The sequence below is a fragment of the Janthinobacterium salmonicoloratum genome (assembly GCF_051380845.1).
In the GTDB taxonomy this organism is placed as follows: domain Bacteria; phylum Pseudomonadota; class Gammaproteobacteria; order Burkholderiales; family Burkholderiaceae_D; genus Janthinobacterium; species Janthinobacterium lividum_F.
Genome location: NZ_JBNYXV010000002.1, coordinates 38,913 through 57,435, shown reverse-complemented (window position 1 = coordinate 57,435; position 18,523 = coordinate 38,913). Strand labels below are relative to the sequence as shown.

The following is an 18,523-nucleotide window of genomic DNA, read 5'->3' as shown; positions in this document are numbered from 1 at the left end:
GATGAAATTACGTCCCGTTTCACTCGCTATCCTCCTGCTGGCCGCCAGCCTGACGCAAGCGGCGCAGGCGCAGGAACGCCGCTCCTACATCGTGCAGCTGGTCGACAAGCCGGCCGCCACCTACACGGGCCAGGTCGACGGCCTGGCTGCCACCAAGCCGGCCCCGGGGGCGCGCATCAACGTGGGCGCCGCCGATGTGCAGGCCTACCTGAGCTACCTCGACACCAAGCAGGCCGCCGTGGCCGGCACCGTCAGCGCGGCTGAAATCACGCACCAGTACAGCGTCGTCTTCAACGGCTTTTCCGCCTTGCTGACGGACGATGAAGTGCGGGCCCTGAAGAAAAACAGCGGCGTGGCCAGCATCAGCGCCGACTCCATCCTGCAGCTCGACACCAGCTACACGCCCAGCTTCCTGGGCCTGGACAAACCGGGCGGCATCTGGGAGCAACTGGGCGGCAAGGCGCACGCCGGTGAAGACATCATCATCGGCATCGTCGACAGCGGCATCTGGCCCGAGAACACGGCCTTTGCCGATCGCCTCGACGAGAATGGCGTGCCCAGCCACAGCGGCAACAATGTCGTGTACGGCGCGCCACCGGCCAGCTGGCAGGGCACTTGCCAGACGGGCGAAGGTTTCTCCGCCGACAATTGCAACAACAAGCTGATCGGCGCGCGCTACTACCGCGCCGCCACCTCGGCGCTGCACTGGACGGAATTTTTGTCGCCGCGCGATTCCGTCGCCGGACTGACGGGGCACGGCGGCCATGGCACGCACACGGCGTCCACGGCCGGCGGCAACAATGGCGCCCTGGCCACCTCGAACGGCGTTTCGCTGGGCAAGGCGTCGGGCATGGCGCCGCGCGCCCGCATCGCCGCCTATAAAGTCTGCTGGACGGCCGCCTCGACGGGCCGCAACGGCTGCGCCACGGCCGACAGCGTGGCCGCCATCGACCAGGCGGTCAAGGATGGCGTGAATGTCATCAACTTCTCCATCGGCCCGAACGCGGGCGGCGGCGCCTTCGACGAACCGACGGAAGTCGCTTTCCTCGGTGCGGCGGCAGCCGGCGTGTTTGTCGCCACGTCGGGCGGCAATTCCGGTCCGGCCACGCCTGCACCCGACGTGCCGGCGCCCGTGTCGCATATCAGCCCGTGGCTGGCGACGGTGGCCAATTCCACCCACAACCGCCTGTATGCGGCCAACGTCACTCTCAGCAACGGCAGCAAACTGGAAGGCGCATCGAGCAATGCGAAGACGCCGGCGCTGCCCCTGATCCAGTCGCGCGATGCGGGCCTGGCCGGCGTGCTGCCGACGGACCTGAATTTGCTGCGCTGCTTCGGCGTGGCCGACGCCACCTCGGCGTATCTGGACCCGGCGAAAGTGGCGGGCAAGATACTCGTGTGCGACCGTGGCGGCAACGTGCTGGTCAACAAGAGCGCGAATGCGAAGACGGCGGGCGCGGCGGGCGTGATCATCGCCAACGTGGCCGGCGGCGCCAACACCATCCTCAACCAGGCGCACGCGCTGTCGACCGTGCACCTGGCGCAGGCGCAGGGCGACGCGCTGAAGGCCTTCATGGCGGCGACGCCCGATGGCACGGCGGCGCTGGGTGAAGTGCATACAATCCCCGACACCACGGTGCAGGCGCCGATTGTCAGCGACCGTTCCTCGCGCGGGCCGAACGTGGCCAATGCGAACATCCTCAAGCCCGACTTGTCCGCGCCCGGCACCAACGTGCTGGCCGGCGTGACGGCCGACCTGACGCAGGCGCAACGCGATGCCGTGGCGGCTGGCGGCGTGGCGCCGGTGGCAGAGTGGGATTTCTATTCCGGCACCTCGATGGCCAGCCCGCACGTGGCCGGCGTGGCGGCGCTGCTCAAGCAGCAGCATCCGACCTGGTCGCCCGCAGCCATCAAGTCGGCGCTGATGACGACGGCCTTCAGCACCTATTCGGATGGCTTGAACGGTTCCGTGTCGTGGGATGCCACGGCGAAGAACTCGGGTCAGCTGCCGTGGGGCCAGGGCGCCGGTCACATCGCACCGAACAGCGCGGCCGATCCCGGCCTCGTGTACGACATGTCGGAAATCGACTATGCGCGCTTCCTGTGCGGCCTGAACCTGAAGGTCTACAGCGCCGCCACCTGCCAGGCCATCGGTACCATCACGGCCTATAACCTGAACCTGGCGTCGCTGACGGCGGCCAACGTGCTGGGCACGCAAACACTGACGCGCACGGTGACCAACGTGGGCGCCAGCAGTGCCGTGTACAACGTCTCGGCCAGCCTGCCCGGCTATACGGTGGCGGTGACGCCAACCAGCCTGAGCCTGGCGCCGGGCGCCAAGGGCCAGTACCAGGTCAAGCTGACGCGCACCACGGCGCCGGCCAATACCTGGACCTACGGCGCCCTGAGCTGGACGGATGGCACGCACACGGTGCGCAGCCCGCTGACGGCGCGCGGCACCTCGCTGGCCGCCATTCCGCTGGTCAGCAGCGAAGCGGCCACGGGCAGCAAGGTGCTGACCCTGGGCACGGGCTTCACGGGTGCGCTGGTGGGCGTCAAGTCGGGGCTGGTCGAAGCCGTGCGTGAAGCGCGCACGATCGGCCAGGCGACGACGGGCGCCGCCGCATCGGCCGCCTGCAAGGCCGGTGGCGCCACGGGTGTGAACGTGCACAACGTGGTGATACCGGCCGGTACCCTGGCGGCGCGTTTTGCCACCTACGACGCGGAAACGACGGGCGGCGCGAATACCGACATGGACATGGAGGTCTACAACGCCGCCAATGTGCTGGTCGGCAGCAGCGGCAATGAAAGTTCCAATGAGCAAGTGGAACTGCGCTTGCCTGCCGCCGGCACGTACAAGGTGTGCGTGATCGGTTTCGCGCCGCAAAACGGCCAGGCCGACTACACCTTGTCGTCATGGGTGCTGGCGCCGGGCCTCTCCAATGGCAGCTTCAAGGCGCTCATGCCGGGCACCGCCTACACGGGCGGCACCGCATCTGTCTCGCTGAGCTGGTCCAACCTGGCCGAAGGCAAGCGTCACCTGGGCGCCGTCGGCTACCAGGTGGCTGGCGTGGTGCAGGGCGTCACGGTGGTGGAAGTCAATACCAATGACCCCGTGCCGCTGTTCCAGAACGCGCGCGGCGCCAAACCGGTGCTGGCTGAATAAACCGCTCTCTGTATGAACGCAAGGCGTGCCTCCGGGCACGCCTTTTTTTTATTCGTTCACCCCCGTTCGGGAGGAATAGCGCTTGCACGCCAGCAAAGCCACCGGTATCTTGTCGGCTAGCCATGGCTTTGTGCCCTGGCATTCTTGGGGAGTCGCGCGTGACCAGTTTTCGCACCAATACCGACCGCCTGCTGGAAGTGCGCCTGCAGGATGAAAAAGTGCTGGCGATAGCCGGCGCCATGGTCGCCTATACGGGCGCCATCAAATTTGAAAAGTCCCTGCTCGGTGGCGAGGGCCTCTTCGGCGCGCTCAAGCGCAAGGTGACGAACGAAGGCATGCAGGTGATGCAGGCCGCCGGCACGGGCACCGTGTTTTTCGCGCAGAATGCGGCCGAGATCACCGTCATGGCGCTGGCCGGCGAAAAGCTGACCATCGAAAGCAGCAGCCTGCTGGCCTACGACACGAGCCTGAAGACGGGCACCAGCTTTGCGGGCTTGCGCGGCGCCAGTTCGGGCCAGGGCCTGTTCTCCACCACCGTCGAAGGTCACGGCAACCTGGCCGTCATTTCGCGCGGCAACCTGATCATGCTGGAAGTGACGCCGGCGCACCCGCTGCGCGTGGACCCGGACGCCTTCGTCGGCTTCAAGGGCGACATCCGCCAGGAATTCGTTTTTGATGTCAACTGGCGCACCATGATCGGCCAGAGCTCGGGCGAATCGTACCAGCACAAATTCACAGGCCAGGGCGTGGTGTTCATCCAGCCCGCCGAACGCTAGGAGCCGCCATGCCTGTCTATCAGCAAATCAATGAAAAGATGCTTGAGGTCAAACTCGGCAATGAAGAAGTATTCGCGCGCAAGGGCGCCATGGTGTCGTACCAGGGCGATGTGGCGTTCAGCCGCTCCTTCCTGGCCGGCCAGGGCGTGCAAAGCCTGGCCATGCGCGCCGTCACGAACGAAGGCTACGCCCTGATGTCGGCGCGCGGCACGGGCAGCGTGTTTTATGCGCAGGGTGGCCTGTTCGTCACCATCGTCCCCGTGCGTGGTGAAACGTTCTATGTGGAAAGCGACTCCCTGCTGGCCTTCGATGCGCGTTTGACGGCCGGCACCATGTTCCTGGGCAATCAGGGCGGCGTGCAGGGCGTGGTGCGCGGCATGGCTTCCGGCCAGGGCTTGTTTACCACCACCTTGCAAGGCACGGGCGAAGTGGCGATTTTGTCCGACGGCAATGCCATCGGCTTGCCCGTCACGCCGGACGTGCCCGTGTTTGTCGACCCGCAAGCGTATATCGGCCATACGGGGCAGCTGAGCTCGACCATCGTCACGGACCTGAACTGGAAAACCTTTGTCGGCCAGGCGTCCGGTGAATCGTACCAGGTGAAGTTTACGGGCCAGGGCACGGTCTATATCCAAGCGAGCGAAAGGTAAGCCATGACGATTTACACCCCCGATACCTTGCCGAAGAACGATAACCTGAACCGCTTTTCGTATGTCATCGACGTCAAGGAACAGATATTCATCCGCAAGGGCAAGATGATCGCCTTCTATGGCGAACTGCGCTTCGAAGCCATGGGCAGCAGCGTGCTCGACCTGATCGTGCGCAACGCCTTCAATGCACCGAAATACATCCACCACTTTGTCGTGGCGCAAGGGCAGGGCCAGTTGATTTTGGGCGATAACGGCAATGACCTGGCGTGCTACGACCTGGACAACGCCAACATGACCATCCGCGCGAAAAACCTGCTGGGTTTTACCAAGGATGTGATTTGCCAGGAATCGACCTTGCCCGGTTATCTGACCATGATAGGCACCGGTAAGGTCATCGCCTCGTCGAACGGCCCCGTGCATTTCCTGGAATTGCCGTGCCGCGTCGACGAGCAGGCCGTGCTGGGCTGGGCCGATTGCCCCAGCCCTTCCTACCACTACGATTATGCCCACGTGCAGGGCTGGGCCTCGGCCGCCGGCGCGCTCACGGGTTTCAGTTTGTCGGGCGAGGAAAAGCAGATCGACTTCACGGGCGCCGGCACGGTGCTGGTGCAATCGTCCGAGCTGGACGTGACGGGCAGTTCCGCCCTGATGCAGCTGCTGGCGCAATTGCCGCTGCTGGGCAAGGAAGACCTGGGTACCTTGAGTCTTTCTGTGCAGCAGCAGATGAAGGACAGTCGTTAAGACTAGGAAGTCCAAGAGTACCTGACAGAACCGTAGCGAGCGGAAGGGAGAGGTAGCCGAGAAGCGCAACCGTACTAAAGTACGGTGAGCATCGCAGGCTGCCTATACCGACGCGCAGTAGGTTCGGTCAGGTACTCAAGGTCGCGCCCAGCTGGGCGGCCGTTTCTCTAAAAAGGCGCTCACGCCTTCATCCGCATCCTCTTCCATCATGTTGCGCGCCATCACGTCGCCCGCATAGGCGTAGGCCTCGTCCAGCGGCAGCTGGCGCTGCCGGTAGAACATGGCCTTGCCGTAACGGATGGCCGTGGGGCTTTTCGCCATGATCTGCTGCGCCAGGCGCGCCACGGCCTCGTCGAGCGCCGCGTCGGCCACCGTTTCGTTGATCAGGCCCCAGTCGGCGGCCGTGTCGGCGTCGATGAAGCGGCCCGTCACCAGCATGTCGAAGGCCCGCTTGGGCGAGACATTGCGCGACAGGGCCACGGATGGTGTGGCGCAAAACAGGCCCACGTTGATGCCGGACACGGCAAAACGGGCGGAGGCGCCCGCTACGGCCAGGTCGCAGCTGGCCACCAGCTGGCTGCCGGCCGCCGTGGCGATACCATGCACGCGGGCAATCACGGGCACGGGCAAGGCCTGGATGGCTTGCATCACGCGCGAGCATTGCGCAAACAGGGTTTTATAATACGCAAGCTGGCGCGTAGCTTGCATCTGGCGCAAATCGTGTCCCGCGCAAAACGCCTTGCCTTCGGCGGCCAGCACCACGCAGCGCACATGCGGCTGCTGCGCGATGGTATCGAAGGCCTCTTGCAGCGCCGTCAGCATGCCTTCGGACAGGGCATTGAATTGCAGCGGACGGTTCAGGCGCAAGGTGACGAGGCCATTTTGCTCTTCGCGCAGCACCAGCGGCGCTTCCGTGTCATGTGTTGCGGTCATGTGGTCTCCAGTGGTGAATTTGATGGGTCTTGTGCCCTGATCATAGCCTGCTTGCATCTTCAACCGCGCCATATTGTTTCTGGCAGCGAAGACAGAAAAAACTGCGCCGCTGGCTCTTGCCCAGGACGGCTTTGTGCAGTGGAATATGGCAGCGTGGACAGGTCTTTTTGGCATGCGCCAGCCAGTGCGCCTTCAGGGTGCCTGCTTTTTTCCAGCCGAGAAAATCAAAGCTGTACTGGCGCGCCTGTTCCACCAGCAAACGCAACTTGGGCGCGGGGAGGGCGCCGACCGGCGAGAGCGGGTGGACGCGGATGCGGAACAGCACCTCATTCTTGATGATATTGCCCACGCCGGCAAAGATATCCTGGTCGAGCAAGGCATCGCATGCCAGCAAGTCGGGCCGCGCGCGCAGCTTCTTGCGCGCGAGCGCCCCATCCCAGGCGGGATTCATTACGTCGCCGCGCCAGTCATAGAGGGTATCGAGATCGGCATCCAGGGGCTTGATGGAGCAGGCATAGAAATTGAGTTCGCTGCCATCGTCAAATTCCAGCTGCAGCCGCGGTGGCGTATCCTTGCGTTCGTTGAGGCGGTAGCTGCCGAACAATAGAAAATGGATGCGTAGCGCACTGTCTGGCAACTGCAGCAGGAAGTGCTTGCCCCAGCTGCGCAGTGCCAGCAGCGGCTGCCCCTGCAGGTGCGCAAGATCGATTGTTTTGCAGTTGCCGCTGGCGCGCGCGATCGTCTTGCCGGCAAAGGAGGCAGCCTGTTCGCACAGGATGACGATAGAAGGTCCTTCTGGCATCGCAGCTCTCCCGGGAGGTCGAGGCGTTGCCGCGACCGTTCCAGACAGTGTCGATTAAACGCCACCATCGTGGCGCACGGCAGGCCGGCTTATTTGGCGGCATTGACGCTGCCGATGCCGGCGATCGACTTGTGCACGATCTTCGGCTTGCCGTAATACGTCAGTTCGCCCATGCCGCGCACCACGGCGTTCAGTTCACCCGAGGAGTACACCTTGACGGAACCGATGCCTTCGAAATTGACGTCGACGTTTTTCGCCAGCAAGGCTTTCGTATCGACTTCGCCCACGCCTTGCGCCTTCAGGCGCAGCCAGTCGACCTGGCCATCGGCGGCCAGGCGGCCCGCGCCCTTGTAGCTGATGTCGACTCGTGGACCATTGAGCTTGGTCAAGATCTTCTCGCCCGCGCCTTCCGCGATCAGCTTGCGCAAGGTGGGCATGGTGATGATGACGCGCGGGTCGCCCTCCGTTTTCTTGATCTCCTTGTCCTTCATGGAAATTTTCAGTTCGCCATCAACCACTTCCGTGATCACGCCGCTGAGGAATTTCTGGTCGCCGCGCAGCAGCAGGCTTTGCTCCTTGCCCGATTCGACTTCGATGCTGATGGGGCCGCGGATGTCGATGGCGTTGAAGGCGCCGACCGTGCGGGTTTGTTCGTCGGCATGCGCGAGTGTGGAGAGGCAGGCGAGGGACAGGACTGACAACAGGAACAGAGGGCGCATGGCGGTTTCCTTGAGTAGTTGATCAGTGTATTCTATTGTGCAACATCTCCATTGGGGAGAAATTTGCGACGAACTGCACATATTGCGGCGCGGATGATACGGCGCTGCCAGCGGCCAGACGCGCGCCCGGCAAGGCGCCGTTGGGCTATGCTATGGCGTACCGCGTCCCGGAGACTAGATGAAAAATTACCACAAAGAAGATTATCCCGTCGCCGATATCCGGCGCTTCCTCGAACCGGGGCCGGTGGTGCTGGTCAGTTCAACGTGGAAGGGCGAAAGCGACGTCATGACCATGGCCTGGCACATGCTGATGGAATTGTCGCCATCCTTGCTGGGCTGCTTCATTTCCGACGCGAACCACAGCTATGAAATGATCAAGCGCAGCATGGAGTGCGTGATCAACCTGCCCACGGCCGACATGGTCGACCAGGTGGTGGCCATCGGCAATTGCAGCGGCGAGGACACGGACAAGTTCACGGCCTTCGGCTTGACGGCCCAGCCGGCTGAGCAGGTAGGCGCGCCCCTGATCGCCGAGTGCTACGCCAACTTCGAATGCAAGCTGGCCCAGGTGTCGGGCAATCCGAAAGGCGGCTTCTTCATTTTCGAGTGCGTGAAGGCCCATGTGGCGACCTCGCCCAAGCTGCCCGAAACCCTGCACTACCGCGGCAACGGCGAGTTCATGGTGTCGGGCCGCACGATCAGCCGCAAGAGCCTGATGAAACCAGAAATGCTTTAAATGACCCCTTGCGCCAGCATCGCATCGGCCACTTTGACAAAACCGGCGATATTGGCGCCATCCACATAGCTGACGGAACCATCGGCGCGCGTGCCGTACTGTTTGCACGCCGCGTGGATGCCCTGCATGATCTGCAGCAAGCGCGCATCGACTTCTTCGCGTGGCCACGCCATGCGGGCTGCGTTCTGGCTCATTTCCAGGCCTGACGTGGCCACGCCACCCGCATTGCTGGCCTTGCCCGGCGCATACAGCACGCCGGCTGCCTCGAACGCTTTTGCCGCCTCGATGGTAGTGGGCATGTTGGCGCCTTCGGCCACGCATTGCACGCCATTGGCGATCAGGATGCGCGCGTCGTCGATGTTCAATTCATTTTGCGTGGCGCAGGGCAGGGCGATGTCGACCGGCACATGCCATGGCGATACGCCTGCTTCGAAGCGCACGCCCGTGCGTTCGGCGTAGTCGCTGACCCGGCCATACAGATGGTTCTTGATTTCCATCAGGATGGCCAGTTTTTCCGGCGTGAAACCGTCTTCATCGATGATGGTGCCGCTCGAATCCGAGACAGTGATGACTTTCGCGCCCATGGCCATGGCTTTTTCCACCGCGTACTGCGCCACGTTGCCCGAGCCGGAAACGGACACGCGCATGCCTTCGAAGGAGCGGCCCCGCGTCTTCAGCATTTCCTGCGCAAAATACACGGTACCGTAGCCCGTCGCTTCCGGACGCATCAGCGAGCCGCCGAAGCTGGCGCCCTTGCCCGTGAACACGCAGTCAGCGCGGTTGCTGAGTTTTTTCATCATGCCGGCCATAAAGCCCACTTCGCGGCCACCCACGCCGATGTCGCCGGCCGGCACGTCCGTGTCCGAACCCACGTGACGGAACAGTTCGCTGACGAAGGCCTGGCAAAAGCGCATCACTTCGCCCGGGCTCTTGCCCTTCGGATCGAAATCGGCGCCGCCCTTGCCGCCGCCCATCGGCAAGGTCGTCAGCGCATTCTTGAACGTCTGTTCGAAGGCGAGGAATTTCAGCACGGACAAGGTGACGGACGGGTGGAAGCGGATGCCGCCCTTGTACGGCCCGATAGCCATGCTGTGCTGGATGCGGTAACCGCGATTGACTTGCACTTGCCCATGGTCATCAACCCACGACACGCGGAACATCACCACGCGCTCCGGCTCGATCAAGCGTTCCAGCAAGCCTTGTTCCGCGTATTTCGGGTGCTGTTCCAGGAACGGCCACAAGCTCTCCATGACTTCGGTGACGGCTTGCAGAAACTCGGGTTGACCTGGATTGCGTGCGGCGACATGCTGGACATACTCGTGAGCAGATGCGTATTTCATCAGAATTCCATGGAGGTAATCGGTTATTTGGGCAACTATCATCGCAGATTTTGCACAAAAATAGTGCGGAAATTTGGTTTTGAGGGGTTTCTGCTACATTTTGGGGATAATCCGCCAGCGGGACGACGCGGCAAGACAGGTGGTAGCGGGCAGGAAAGTTGATTTAAAAATAAAAACGCCAGCGGCAGCGCTGGCGTGGATATCTGTTACATCGGATGCCCCGAGTGTTTCGGGCGCAGCGCAGGCAAGGGTGTTTCCTTGCCGATCAGTAGTTGCATGGTGCGCTGCCGCAGGGCCGGGCGTAGCCGGTGCGGGGCACGACATACAATTGTATCTAGCAAGAAATAGGAAAGCGTGCGCAGGCTCGATGCCGGGCGTGGCGCGCTGGCGCGCCAATAATGTACCGCTGCCGAGATGCCGCTATGGTTCAGCAGGGAACGCAGATTGTTCAGCAGGCGCGCCGAGTGGATCCTGTAGGCCAGCGCCGGTGCAAGGTGGGCAAGGTGCGGCATGATCACGGCGTCGATATTGAGGAAATGCTCGACCTTGCGCGACATTGCCGTCATTTGCGGGTGATGCTGGCGATAGTGCAGCAGGATGTTGGTGCTGTAGTGTATCGCCATCCCCGCGCTCAGGCAGCGTATCCAGTAGTCATACGCGGCGCCTTCCTTGAGCTGCTCACTAAACGGTCCCATACGCGAGAGTAGCTGTTTGCTGAGCAGCACGCCGGATGGCTGAATGGGCGAACCCAGCAGGCAGGCCGGCCAGGCGGCAAACTGCCGTGGCGTTGCCCACGCCACAGGATTGCCGCCATGGCTGTTAAGCGTTGCAACTTGCGATGCATACACAATCGCATCTGGCGTTTCAGACGCTTGTACCTGTGCCAGTTGTTCGGCCAGTTTTTCAGGACACCAAATGTCGTCGTCATCGATGAAGGCCACCCAAGGAAAACGGGCCGCGGCCACGCCCGTATTGCGCGCCGCCGCCAGGCCGCTTGCCGCATTCGGCAGGACAGTGACCTGCGGGTAAGCTTGTTGTACCCGGGCGGGCGTGCCGTCGCTGCTGGCATCGTCGATCAGCAAAATTTCGCTGGCTGGCCAGGACTGGGCCAGCAGCGACTGCAAGGTTTCTTCAAGAAAGCCCCTGGACCAGCCATTTCTGGTGCACAGGATGACGCTGACCGCTGGCGCGCCGGCTGATGCGTGGACTGCCGCTGGAGTCATGTCCTTGCGGCCGCTGGCGGCGCAACACGGATCTGCACGGCTGCGCCATCTTGTTTGACTTCATACGGTTGCAGTGTCAATGACGGACACGATGATTTTCCTGTTTGCAAGTCGAACGAGATGGCGCAAGCCGGACAATACACTTTATTGCTGTCACACCCGCCGTCGGCCAGGTCCACGCCGTAATGCGGGCAGGCGGCATCGTAGGCGCGGGTGCCGTCGCTGGTGTGTACCAGCATGATGCGATAGGGCGCGGCATCGACGATGACGCGCTGCGTATCGGACCCAGCGGCAGGCAACTGGCCATGTAGGAGACCGCTTTCCTGGTCGAGCCGCGCGGCGATGACGGGAACGGCGGGCGGCGTCTGCACGGGGGCGCTCACAACGGGCGCACCGAAGTTGTCTTCGCGTTGCAGATGCAGGACTTCATCATGGCCCTGTTCGATATCGGCGGCCCGGCGCCAGAATTCGCGCGAGTAAAAGCAGGCGGGATCGAACGTCGGCCTGGAAGCGTTCAGGCGCATGGAAATGGCCACCCGCGTGGCGTCTGTCGTGTTCAGATGCGTGCCGTGCAGCACTTCGGGATCGAAGACCAGCATCTCGCCCGCCGTCAGGGGCAGGTACGTCGGTACAGGCAGGCGGTAGCCCGCTTGCAGGTAAAGCGTGCGCCGCTCGCAGGGCAGCGAGGCGTTGGCCAATTCCGGATACAGCACCATGCCCGCTTCCGCCGGCACCTCGCCGATGGCCCACCAGATATTGCGCCCGTCGCGCGAATGGCCGGCCCAGCTATCGATGTGCGGACCATGCGCCCAGGCGGCGGGCGGGTGGCCGCGGTGATACTCTTTCGGCGCATACACGGGGTCGATGACCTTGCGCATCTGGAATTTTTCGCGCACGGTAGCGCTGAGCCTGCCAATGCCGGGATTCTCGCTCGATGGATTGGTCTTGCGGGCCACTTCGTAAGGGAAGTTGATGCGCAAGATCAAATAGTCATCCACATAGAAATCGCCATCCCATCCCAGAACCTGGCGTCCGACGGCCGTTGCCATGGCCAGCAAGGGCTGGCGCAAGCGTTCCAATACCTGGTTGCGCAAGGACGCCACATCGTCGGTGTCGATGACTTCGTGCAGTCGCTCGATACCATGCTGGCGCAGCACCTGGGCCGCCGCGGCGCCCTTCATTTGCCCGACCGTGGAAATGATTTCGCTGAGCACGCGCTCGGTCATCGTTTCCCACGGGGCGAGTTCGCGGACGTGGCACTTCAGCCACACGCCGTGAGACGAGGATGACAAGCTCATGTTCATTGCTCCGTTGCCAGGGTGCGCAATGTCTGCAAGCCACGCACCGTGATCTGGCGCAACTCCTGTATCAGTGGCAGGGCGGCCTGACGGGTGCGGTGATACTGCGCGACCGATCGCGCGCGATCCATGATGGCGCTCACGCAGTCGCCACTTTGCATCAGGTCAACATCCCACGACGCCATGCCGATGGTCGACAGCATCGAGCGGCCCCGCTCGTCATAGGACAGATTGATGCTGTGCGAGCCCATGGCCAGGCACGGCAGGAAGCCATGCAGGCGGTAGCTGACGTGCAGCTTGCAGGTGCGCAGCGCTTCGATGTACCGGCTGACTTCGTCAAAGTACATGGGAGACGCTTCCGGGAAACCGGCAGCGAATTCGAGATCGATGTAATCGTGGCAAGCCAGATAGACGGGTTGCGCATACTCGGCACGCAGGGCGGCAATCAGGCGGCGCAAGTCTTCTGCGATGCGCCACTGCAAGGTAGCGGGCACGCTCATGCGCATGGGGTGACGGACGGAAATGATCACGCCGCCCCTGGCGGCTTCGCCCTCGGCATTCGGCGGCAGGTACAGCGTGGGGCAGCCGCCGACCGTCACCTTGGCGCCAAGATCGGCGAGGATTTCTTGCGAACCCGTGTCGCGCACCATGGCCACCTTGGCATGCTCGACCAGGTGCCGTATCGCAGTCGGGCTGAGCGCATCGGTGCGGTCTTCCATTTGCCCATCGCGCCCCGTGATGCGGCCGTGGGATAAGCCCATCAGCATCATCGGTCGGCGCAAGGCATTGACGGCCTGGACATCGTAGGAGAGCTGGCCGTTTTCAAACAGGTTCCCGCCGCCCACGATGACGGCGTCGGCGAGACGGTTCATGTCATAGATCTGGCGTGGTACCAGGCCGCCAAACTGCGGCCCTTTCAGGGCGGGAATACTGACGACATTGGTGGCTGCTCCGAACACCTCGTAGAGGAGCTCTGCTGTAGCGTAGCCGATGAGATCGTTGCCAATGTTGCGAGTTGTTGGCCGCACCATAAAGATATTCAATGTTCGTCCTTCTTGTTGTATGTGTTTAACGAAAATGTGGACGCCGCGGCGTTGTTTAGCCGCGTGCCGCAAGTTCTTCGATGAGTGCGTGAAAGCGCGCTTTCAGTTCCAGATCGCCCGGGTAGGCACCCCGATCTACGTCCAGCATGCGCTGTGCGCTTGCCGCATCGGCGCTGACGCCGAGGAAACCGGCGATCTCATTGATCAGCGTCAGATCGTGCCGGTTGACACGCTCGGTACTGATGACGAGTGGTTCGACGCCCCGTTTCCTGAACCAGTCCTGCCACAGCTGTTCATCCTCGGCAATCAGCTGCATGGCCTTGCGTGCCACCAATTTGAGGCGCCAGGTCGAGTAACTTTTTGTCACCGTGGCTTCTTCGAAACCCCAGCGCCCGGTGACCATGCAGGTCGCCAGGGACGCCGCTTGCGCGAGTTTGTTGTCGCGGATTAAATGAATGACCGTCGCACCCTCGAACAGGGCGGCAAAGTCGTGTGCATGGGGCCACTTTTGAATCTGCGGAAACTGGATATTCGACGCGAACACGCCATTCGCGGAACGTCTGGCATAAATATGCGCCAGGTAATCCTGTTTTTTGATCTGCCAGCGGTCCGTCAGTGCCTGCACGCTGTTGTCATTGAAATATTCCAGCGGCACGCCGATGCCCGCGCCGAGCAATAGGCGGGCCAGCCGCTTGCTTGATGCGCGTGGCGCTGCGCAGACCAGCAGTTTTTTATCGGGAAACGCTGGCGACGTTGTATCGTAGGGAAACTCACGCATTTCAGCTGGCGTCGGGCGCATGGCGCCTGACCACACTGACCGGGCATCAGTCAGCGGAGTATTGAAACGTTCATTCATGGATAGAAAGATAGGCTTGCTCAGCCTTGTTGTCTGCGATTAGATAACTTGAAAGCAACGAAGTTTTTGAAAATCTGTTGCTCTCAAATATTAGCCCACTTCAAGCCACTACCAGATGAAGTTGTATTTTATTTATGCTTTTATGTCTCTTTGTAGCAACTAGTGGTGATTTTTGGTAAGAAGATTGCTGATACAACGGCGCCCACCGGCAGGCTGGCGTCCTTGTCATCACTGTGCGATGCCTGGCTGGCGCCAGGGCATATCACCCCGCCGTGCCGCGCAATATCAAACCCGTGATGTAGGTGCCATAAGTGCCCAGAGCGTAGCCGAGCACGGCCAGCAGCACGCCCACGGTGCCAGGGCCGGGTGGAAGGCGCTGGCGATGACGGGGGCGGAGGCAGCGGCGCCGATGTTCGCTTGCGAGCCGACGGCCATGAAGAACAGGGGGCGCGGATCAGCTTGGCGACGAGCAGCATCAGGCCCGCCATGCCCGGCGATCCAGATCAGGCCCAGCAGGAAAGGCTAGTCGAGCAAGGCACCGAGGCCCATGTGCATGCCGATGGTGGCCAACAGCAGGTACCGCATGGCCGAGCCGATGGTCGAGGCGCCCGCACCTTCCAGGCTGCGCGCGCTGGTAAAGCTGAGCAGCAAGCCGAAGGTGGTGGCGAGGACGACGATTCAGAAGAAGTTCGACGTCAGGCTGTAATCCTGCAAGCGCCATGCGGCGGGCAGGGTGTTGATCCAGCTGATGATGGGGCTGGCCACGCCCGCGTACCAGACTGGCGGTTACAAATAGCGCGCCAGCAAGGCCTTGTCGAGCGCCCCGTCGAGTTCGATGCGCACGAAGTGGCCGCTGCCGGGCGCGACCTGGATGTCATTGCCATCATCGCTGAGCATGCGGGTAATAGTGAAATCGCGGTTGCCGCCCGGATGCACGGCTTCGATGCGGTCGCCCACGGCGAAGCGGTTTTTTACTTCCACCCTGGCCCAGCCGTCCGTCACGCCCAGCACGTCGCCCACATACTGGCTGCGGTCCGCCTCGGACGCGCCGCGCATGTAGTTCTGGTGCGTTTGCGTGTGGTGGCGTTGGTAGAAGCCGTCCGTGTAGCCGCGGTTGGCCAGGCCTTGCAGCTGGCCCAAGAGACCAATATCGAAAGGCCGGCCCGCCACGGCATCATCGATGGCCTGGCGGTAGACTTGCGCCGTGCGCGCCGCGTAGTACAGCGACTTGGTGCGGCCTTCAACCTTCAGGGAATCGACGCCGATTTTCACCAGGCGCTCGATATGCTCGACGGCGCGCAAGTCCTTCGAATTCATGATGTAGGTGCCGTGCTCGTCTTCGAGTATCGGCATCAGCTGGCCCGGGCGCTGGGCTTCTTCAATGAAATATGGCTGGTCGGCCAGCGGGTGGCGCGACTGCTGGTGCAGGGCGGAAAACGCGTTATTGTCAGCCTCGGCCAGCGCCTGGTGGAATTCCAGCGGCACCACCTGCATGCCGCCCAGGTCGCCGCTGGCGTCTTCCGTGGCATTTTTTACCTTGTAATCCCAGCGGCAGGAATTCGTGCACGTGCCCTGGTTCGGGTCGCGATGGTTGAAATAGCCGGACAGCAGGCAGCGGCCGGAATAGGCGATGCACAGGGCGCCGTGAACGAACACTTCCAGCTCCATTTCCGGGCAGCGCTGGCGGATTTCCTCGATCTCGTCGAGCGACAGTTCGCGCGACAAGATCACGCGTGTCAAACCCATGCGGTGCCAGAACTTCACGTCGGCCCAGTTGACGGCATTCGCCTGCACCGACAGGTGTACGGGGATGTCCGGCCACTTGTCGCGCACCATCATGATCAGGCCTGGGTCGGCCATGATCAGGGCGTCCGGGTGCATGGCGATCACCGGTTCCATGTCGCGCAGATACGTTTTCAGCTTGGCGTTGTGGGCGAAGATGTTGCTGGCGACAAAGAATTGCTTGCCGCGCGCATGCGCGCCATCAATGCCCTCCTGCAAGGCTTGCAAGGTCGAAAAGTCGTTATTACGCACGCGCAAGCTGTAGCGCGGCTGGCCCGCATAGACGGCGTCGGCGCCAAAGTCGAAGGCGGCATGCATCTTGGCCAGGGAGCCGGCAGGCAGGAGGAGTTCGGGAGCGTGGCGCATGGAGGAGGGGCAAAGCCGGCGATTGTAGTCGGGCTGGCGCCAGATTGCCTTGCCTTGGGTCAAGGGATTGACATGTGGTACCTGCGCCGGTGCCAGACCGCTGCCAGGCAACTTCAGGCGTAAGGTGTGCCCGCCATGGCTGCGTTCAAGCCGATATGTCCCTGGTCCACCAGGGCGAGAAAGCCGGCCTTGGCCTGCCGCGCGTCGCCATGCCGCGCGAAGGCGCGATGCGCTTCGATGAGGGCGGTGCTCCAGGTGGCTAGCAGCAGGCTGGCCGCCAGGTGGGCGAGGGGATCGCCTGCGTCGCGCCCCGTGCATTCGATCAGCGCTTGCGCCACTACTTGCGCCAGCTCGTCGCGTATCGCCCGCGCCCGCGCCTTGAGCGTGTCACTGGCCTCGATGGTGGCAATGAAACCCTGGCCAGCGGCGGAAAATGTGATGTAGGGACTGTCTTCCTGTACCAGCCGGTGCGCCAGCAGGCGCAGGGTTTCGATGGGCGGGATGGCGGGCTCGCGCTGGCGCAAGGCGGCGCGCAGCAGTTCGCGTCCCTCTTCCTCGCGGTCGAAGAACATGTCTTCCTTGCGGGGGAAATGGTTGAACACCGTCATGCGTCCCACGCTGGCGGCCGCCGCGATCTCATCCACCGTCACCTGCTCGAAGCCGTGCACGAAGAACAGGCGCGTGGCGGCATTCGAGATGGCTTGCCGGGTGGCAAGGCGTTTGCGGGAGCGGAGGTCGGAAGGAATCGTCATGTTGCCGCGATCATACACCAGGTGTACTGAGTACAGATAAGGCTTGATGACGCAGCAAGCCTAGGCGTACTATTTATGTACTGAGTACATATTTAGATTGAGTATATGAAAGAATCTCTTCCTGTGGCAGCGCTGCCTGTCATCTTTGCCACGGTCGTGCTGGACGCCGTTGGCATCGGCCTGATCTTCCCCATCCTGCCGGCACTGCTGCGGGACGTGACGCATGCGGTCAACGTAGCGCCGTATATCGGCATCATGACGGCCTTGTACGCGCTGATGCAGTTTGTCTTTGCGCCCGTGCTGGGAGCGCTGAGCGACCGCCTGGGCCGGCGCCCCGTGCTGCTCGTTTCGCTGGCTGGCGCCGCCGTCAATTATCTGTTTCTCGCCTTTGCACCGAGCCTGTGGATGCTGCTACTGGGGCGCGCCATCGCGGGGCTGACGAGCGCCAACGTGTCCGTGGCCACCGCTTATATCACCGACATTTCTCCCGAGGCGACGCGGGCGCGCCGTTTCGGCTTGCTGAACGCCATGTTTGGCGCCGGCTTCATCATCGGCCCCGTGCTGGGCGGCGCACTGGGCGACTACGGGCTGCGCCTGCCGTTCATGGCGGCCGCCGTACTGAATATGGGCAACCTGCTGCTGGCGTTGTTTATGCTGCCCGAGTCACGCCCGACCATGCGCCCGCCCATGCGCGCGAAAATCGACCTGGCGGCATTGAATCCCTTGCGCCCGCTGCGTTGGGTTTTCGCGGAGAAAAGCTTGCTGCCGATCGCCGTCATTTTCTTTACCTTCAGCGCTGCCGGTGAAGTGTATGGCGTGTGCTGGGCCTTGTGGGGACACGATGCGTTCGAGTGGAACGGGCTGTGGATCGGCCTGTCGCTGGGCGCCTTTGGCGTGTGCCAGGCGCTGGCCCAGGCTTTTTTACCCGGCCCGGCTGTGAAACTGCTGGGCGAGCGCGCCACCATCCTGACCGGGGTGGCCTGCGCCTGCCTGGCGCTGGTCGTCATGGCCTTTGCCACTCGCAGCTGGATGATCTTCGCCATCATGCCCGTGTTCGCCCTGGGCGGCATCGGCGCGCCGGCCCTGCAGTCGCTGGCCACGCGGCAAGTTGCCGACGACCGGCAAGGCCAGTTCCAGGGCGTGCTGGCCTCGTCCGTGAGCCTGGCGTCCGTGCTGTGCCCGCTGGTATTTTCCAGCATTTACTTTGGCGTGAGGGCGTACTGGCCCGGTGCAGTCTGGCTGTCGGTGATCGTCGTGTACGCGGCGCTCGTGCCGCTCGTGCTGGGCCTGGACATCAGGACGCCTGCCACCAAGCTGGCGTCCTGAACTGTCAATCCGCC

16 protein-coding genes and 1 pseudogene are annotated in these 18,523 nt (G+C 62.6%); 6 read left to right on the top strand and 11 right to left on the bottom strand.

The genetic code is table 11. The annotated features are described in order from the left end of the window. The first annotated feature begins 1 nt into the window (after position 1). From ACQ4WY_RS13415 to ACQ4WY_RS13400, 4 genes are all read left to right on the top strand, one after another. Complete coding sequence (locus ACQ4WY_RS13415; protein WP_436504523.1) at positions 2 to 3,166, top strand: S8 family serine peptidase; 3,165 nt, start codon at positions 2 to 4, stop codon at positions 3,164 to 3,166. Between the two features lie 158 nt (positions 3,167 to 3,324). Beyond that, a complete protein-coding gene (locus ACQ4WY_RS13410; protein WP_035828590.1) occupies positions 3,325 to 3,942 on the top strand; it encodes an AIM24 family protein in 618 nt (205 codons plus the stop codon). Between the two features lie 8 nt (positions 3,943 to 3,950). Beyond that, positions 3,951 to 4,592, top strand: coding sequence for an AIM24 family protein (locus ACQ4WY_RS13405; protein WP_034784288.1), 642 nt, complete (start codon positions 3,951 to 3,953; stop codon positions 4,590 to 4,592). A gap of 3 nt (positions 4,593 to 4,595) precedes the next feature. After that, positions 4,596 to 5,333, top strand: coding sequence for an AIM24 family protein (locus ACQ4WY_RS13400; RefSeq protein WP_436504522.1), 738 nt, complete (start codon positions 4,596 to 4,598; stop codon positions 5,331 to 5,333). Between the two features lie 135 nt (positions 5,334 to 5,468). Here the strand turns inward: ACQ4WY_RS13400 and ACQ4WY_RS13395 are convergent, their stop codons facing one another. The 3 genes from ACQ4WY_RS13395 to ACQ4WY_RS13385 all read right to left on the bottom strand — a co-directional run bounded on the left by ACQ4WY_RS13395 (position 5,469) and on the right by ACQ4WY_RS13385 (position 7,787). Next, on the bottom strand, positions 5,469 to 6,266 hold the full coding sequence (locus ACQ4WY_RS13395) for an enoyl-CoA hydratase (protein ID WP_436504520.1): 798 nt from the start codon (positions 6,264 to 6,266) through the stop codon (positions 5,469 to 5,471). Between the two features lie 40 nt (positions 6,267 to 6,306). Next, positions 6,307 to 7,068, bottom strand: a complete 762-nt coding sequence (locus ACQ4WY_RS13390; protein ID WP_436504518.1) for a DNA-formamidopyrimidine glycosylase family protein — start codon at positions 7,066 to 7,068, stop codon at positions 6,307 to 6,309. Positions 7,069 to 7,157: 89 nt separating this feature from the next. Further along, positions 7,158 to 7,787: a head GIN domain-containing protein gene (locus tag ACQ4WY_RS13385; RefSeq protein WP_436504517.1), complete on the bottom strand. Its 630-nt coding sequence runs from the start codon at positions 7,785 to 7,787 to the stop codon at positions 7,158 to 7,160. Positions 7,788 to 7,965: 178 nt separating this feature from the next. Here ACQ4WY_RS13385 and ACQ4WY_RS13380 point away from each other — a divergent pair, with 178 nt between their 5' ends. Further along, complete coding sequence (locus tag ACQ4WY_RS13380) at positions 7,966 to 8,523, top strand: flavin reductase family protein (RefSeq protein ID WP_436504515.1); 558 nt, start codon at positions 7,966 to 7,968, stop codon at positions 8,521 to 8,523. Here the strand turns inward: ACQ4WY_RS13380 and gdhA are convergent. From gdhA to ACQ4WY_RS13340, 8 genes and pseudogenes are all read right to left on the bottom strand, one after another. Then, entirely contained in the window at positions 8,520 to 9,863 is a 1,344-nt protein-coding gene (gene gdhA / locus ACQ4WY_RS13375; protein WP_436504513.1) for an NADP-specific glutamate dehydrogenase, read from the bottom strand. The genes ACQ4WY_RS13380 and gdhA overlap by 4 nt on opposite strands. Before the next feature lie 206 nt (positions 9,864 to 10,069). Then, a complete protein-coding gene (locus tag ACQ4WY_RS13370; RefSeq protein WP_436504511.1) occupies positions 10,070 to 11,086 on the bottom strand; it encodes a glycosyltransferase family 2 protein in 1,017 nt (338 codons plus the stop codon). Further along, on the bottom strand, positions 11,083 to 12,384 hold the full coding sequence (locus ACQ4WY_RS13365) for a Rieske 2Fe-2S domain-containing protein (protein WP_436504509.1): 1,302 nt from the start codon (positions 12,382 to 12,384) through the stop codon (positions 11,083 to 11,085). Before ACQ4WY_RS13365 ends, ACQ4WY_RS13370 begins: the two co-directional genes overlap by 4 nt. 2 nt (positions 12,385 to 12,386) lie before the next feature. Further along, complete coding sequence (locus tag ACQ4WY_RS13360; protein WP_436504507.1) at positions 12,387 to 13,427, bottom strand: polysaccharide pyruvyl transferase family protein; 1,041 nt, start codon at positions 13,425 to 13,427, stop codon at positions 12,387 to 12,389. 55 nt (positions 13,428 to 13,482) lie between these two features. After that, positions 13,483 to 14,283: a Stf0 family sulfotransferase gene (locus ACQ4WY_RS13355; protein ID WP_436504505.1), complete on the bottom strand. Its 801-nt coding sequence runs from the start codon at positions 14,281 to 14,283 to the stop codon at positions 13,483 to 13,485. Positions 14,284 to 14,568: 285 nt separating this feature from the next. Then, positions 14,569 to 14,934, bottom strand: a pseudogene (locus tag ACQ4WY_RS13350) (DUF819 family protein). A 135-nt stretch (positions 14,935 to 15,069) separates the two neighbouring features. After that, a complete protein-coding gene (trhP, locus tag ACQ4WY_RS13345) occupies positions 15,070 to 16,431 on the bottom strand; it encodes a prephenate-dependent tRNA uridine(34) hydroxylase TrhP (protein WP_436504503.1) in 1,362 nt (453 codons plus the stop codon). 113 nt (positions 16,432 to 16,544) lie between these two features. Beyond that, the gene (locus ACQ4WY_RS13340) at positions 16,545 to 17,183 is read right to left on the bottom strand and encodes a TetR/AcrR family transcriptional regulator (RefSeq protein ID WP_436504501.1); all 639 of its coding nucleotides are present in this window, start codon (positions 17,181 to 17,183) and stop codon (positions 16,545 to 16,547) included. 105 nt (positions 17,184 to 17,288) lie between these two features. Between ACQ4WY_RS13340 and ACQ4WY_RS13335 the strand changes: the two genes are divergently transcribed. Beyond that, entirely contained in the window at positions 17,289 to 18,509 is a 1,221-nt protein-coding gene (locus ACQ4WY_RS13335) for a TCR/Tet family MFS transporter (protein ID WP_436504500.1), read from the top strand. Positions 18,510 to 18,523 lie beyond the last annotated feature (14 nt).

What these genes read in the sequence shown, in the direction of transcription:
- ACQ4WY_RS13415 (WP_436504523.1), top strand. Translation starts at nt 2, where the DNA reads ATGAAATTACGTCCCGTTTCACTCGCTATCCTCCTGCTGGCCGCCAGC.
- ACQ4WY_RS13405 (WP_034784288.1), top strand. Translation starts at nt 3,951, where the DNA reads ATGCCTGTCTATCAGCAAATCAATGAAAAGATGCTTGAGGTCAAACTC.
- ACQ4WY_RS13400 (WP_436504522.1), top strand. Translation starts at nt 4,596, where the DNA reads ATGACGATTTACACCCCCGATACCTTGCCGAAGAACGATAACCTGAAC.
- ACQ4WY_RS13395 (WP_436504520.1), bottom strand. Translation starts at nt 6,266, where the DNA reads ATGACCGCAACACATGACACGGAAGCGCCGCTGGTGCTGCGCGAAGAG.
- ACQ4WY_RS13390 (WP_436504518.1), bottom strand. Translation starts at nt 7,068, where the DNA reads ATGCCAGAAGGACCTTCTATCGTCATCCTGTGCGAACAGGCTGCCTCC.
- ACQ4WY_RS13385 (WP_436504517.1), bottom strand. Translation starts at nt 7,787, where the DNA reads ATGCGCCCTCTGTTCCTGTTGTCAGTCCTGTCCCTCGCCTGCCTCTCC.
- ACQ4WY_RS13380 (WP_436504515.1), top strand. Translation starts at nt 7,966, where the DNA reads ATGAAAAATTACCACAAAGAAGATTATCCCGTCGCCGATATCCGGCGC.
- gdhA (WP_436504513.1), bottom strand. Translation starts at nt 9,863, where the DNA reads ATGAAATACGCATCTGCTCACGAGTATGTCCAGCATGTCGCCGCACGC.
- ACQ4WY_RS13370 (WP_436504511.1), bottom strand. Translation starts at nt 11,086, where the DNA reads ATGACTCCAGCGGCAGTCCACGCATCAGCCGGCGCGCCAGCGGTCAGC.
- ACQ4WY_RS13365 (WP_436504509.1), bottom strand. Translation starts at nt 12,384, where the DNA reads ATGAGCTTGTCATCCTCGTCTCACGGCGTGTGGCTGAAGTGCCACGTC.
- ACQ4WY_RS13355 (WP_436504505.1), bottom strand. Translation starts at nt 14,283, where the DNA reads ATGAATGAACGTTTCAATACTCCGCTGACTGATGCCCGGTCAGTGTGG.
- trhP (WP_436504503.1), bottom strand. Translation starts at nt 16,431, where the DNA reads ATGCGCCACGCTCCCGAACTCCTCCTGCCTGCCGGCTCCCTGGCCAAG.
- ACQ4WY_RS13340 (WP_436504501.1), bottom strand. Translation starts at nt 17,183, where the DNA reads ATGACGATTCCTTCCGACCTCCGCTCCCGCAAACGCCTTGCCACCCGG.
- ACQ4WY_RS13335 (WP_436504500.1), top strand. Translation starts at nt 17,289, where the DNA reads ATGAAAGAATCTCTTCCTGTGGCAGCGCTGCCTGTCATCTTTGCCACG.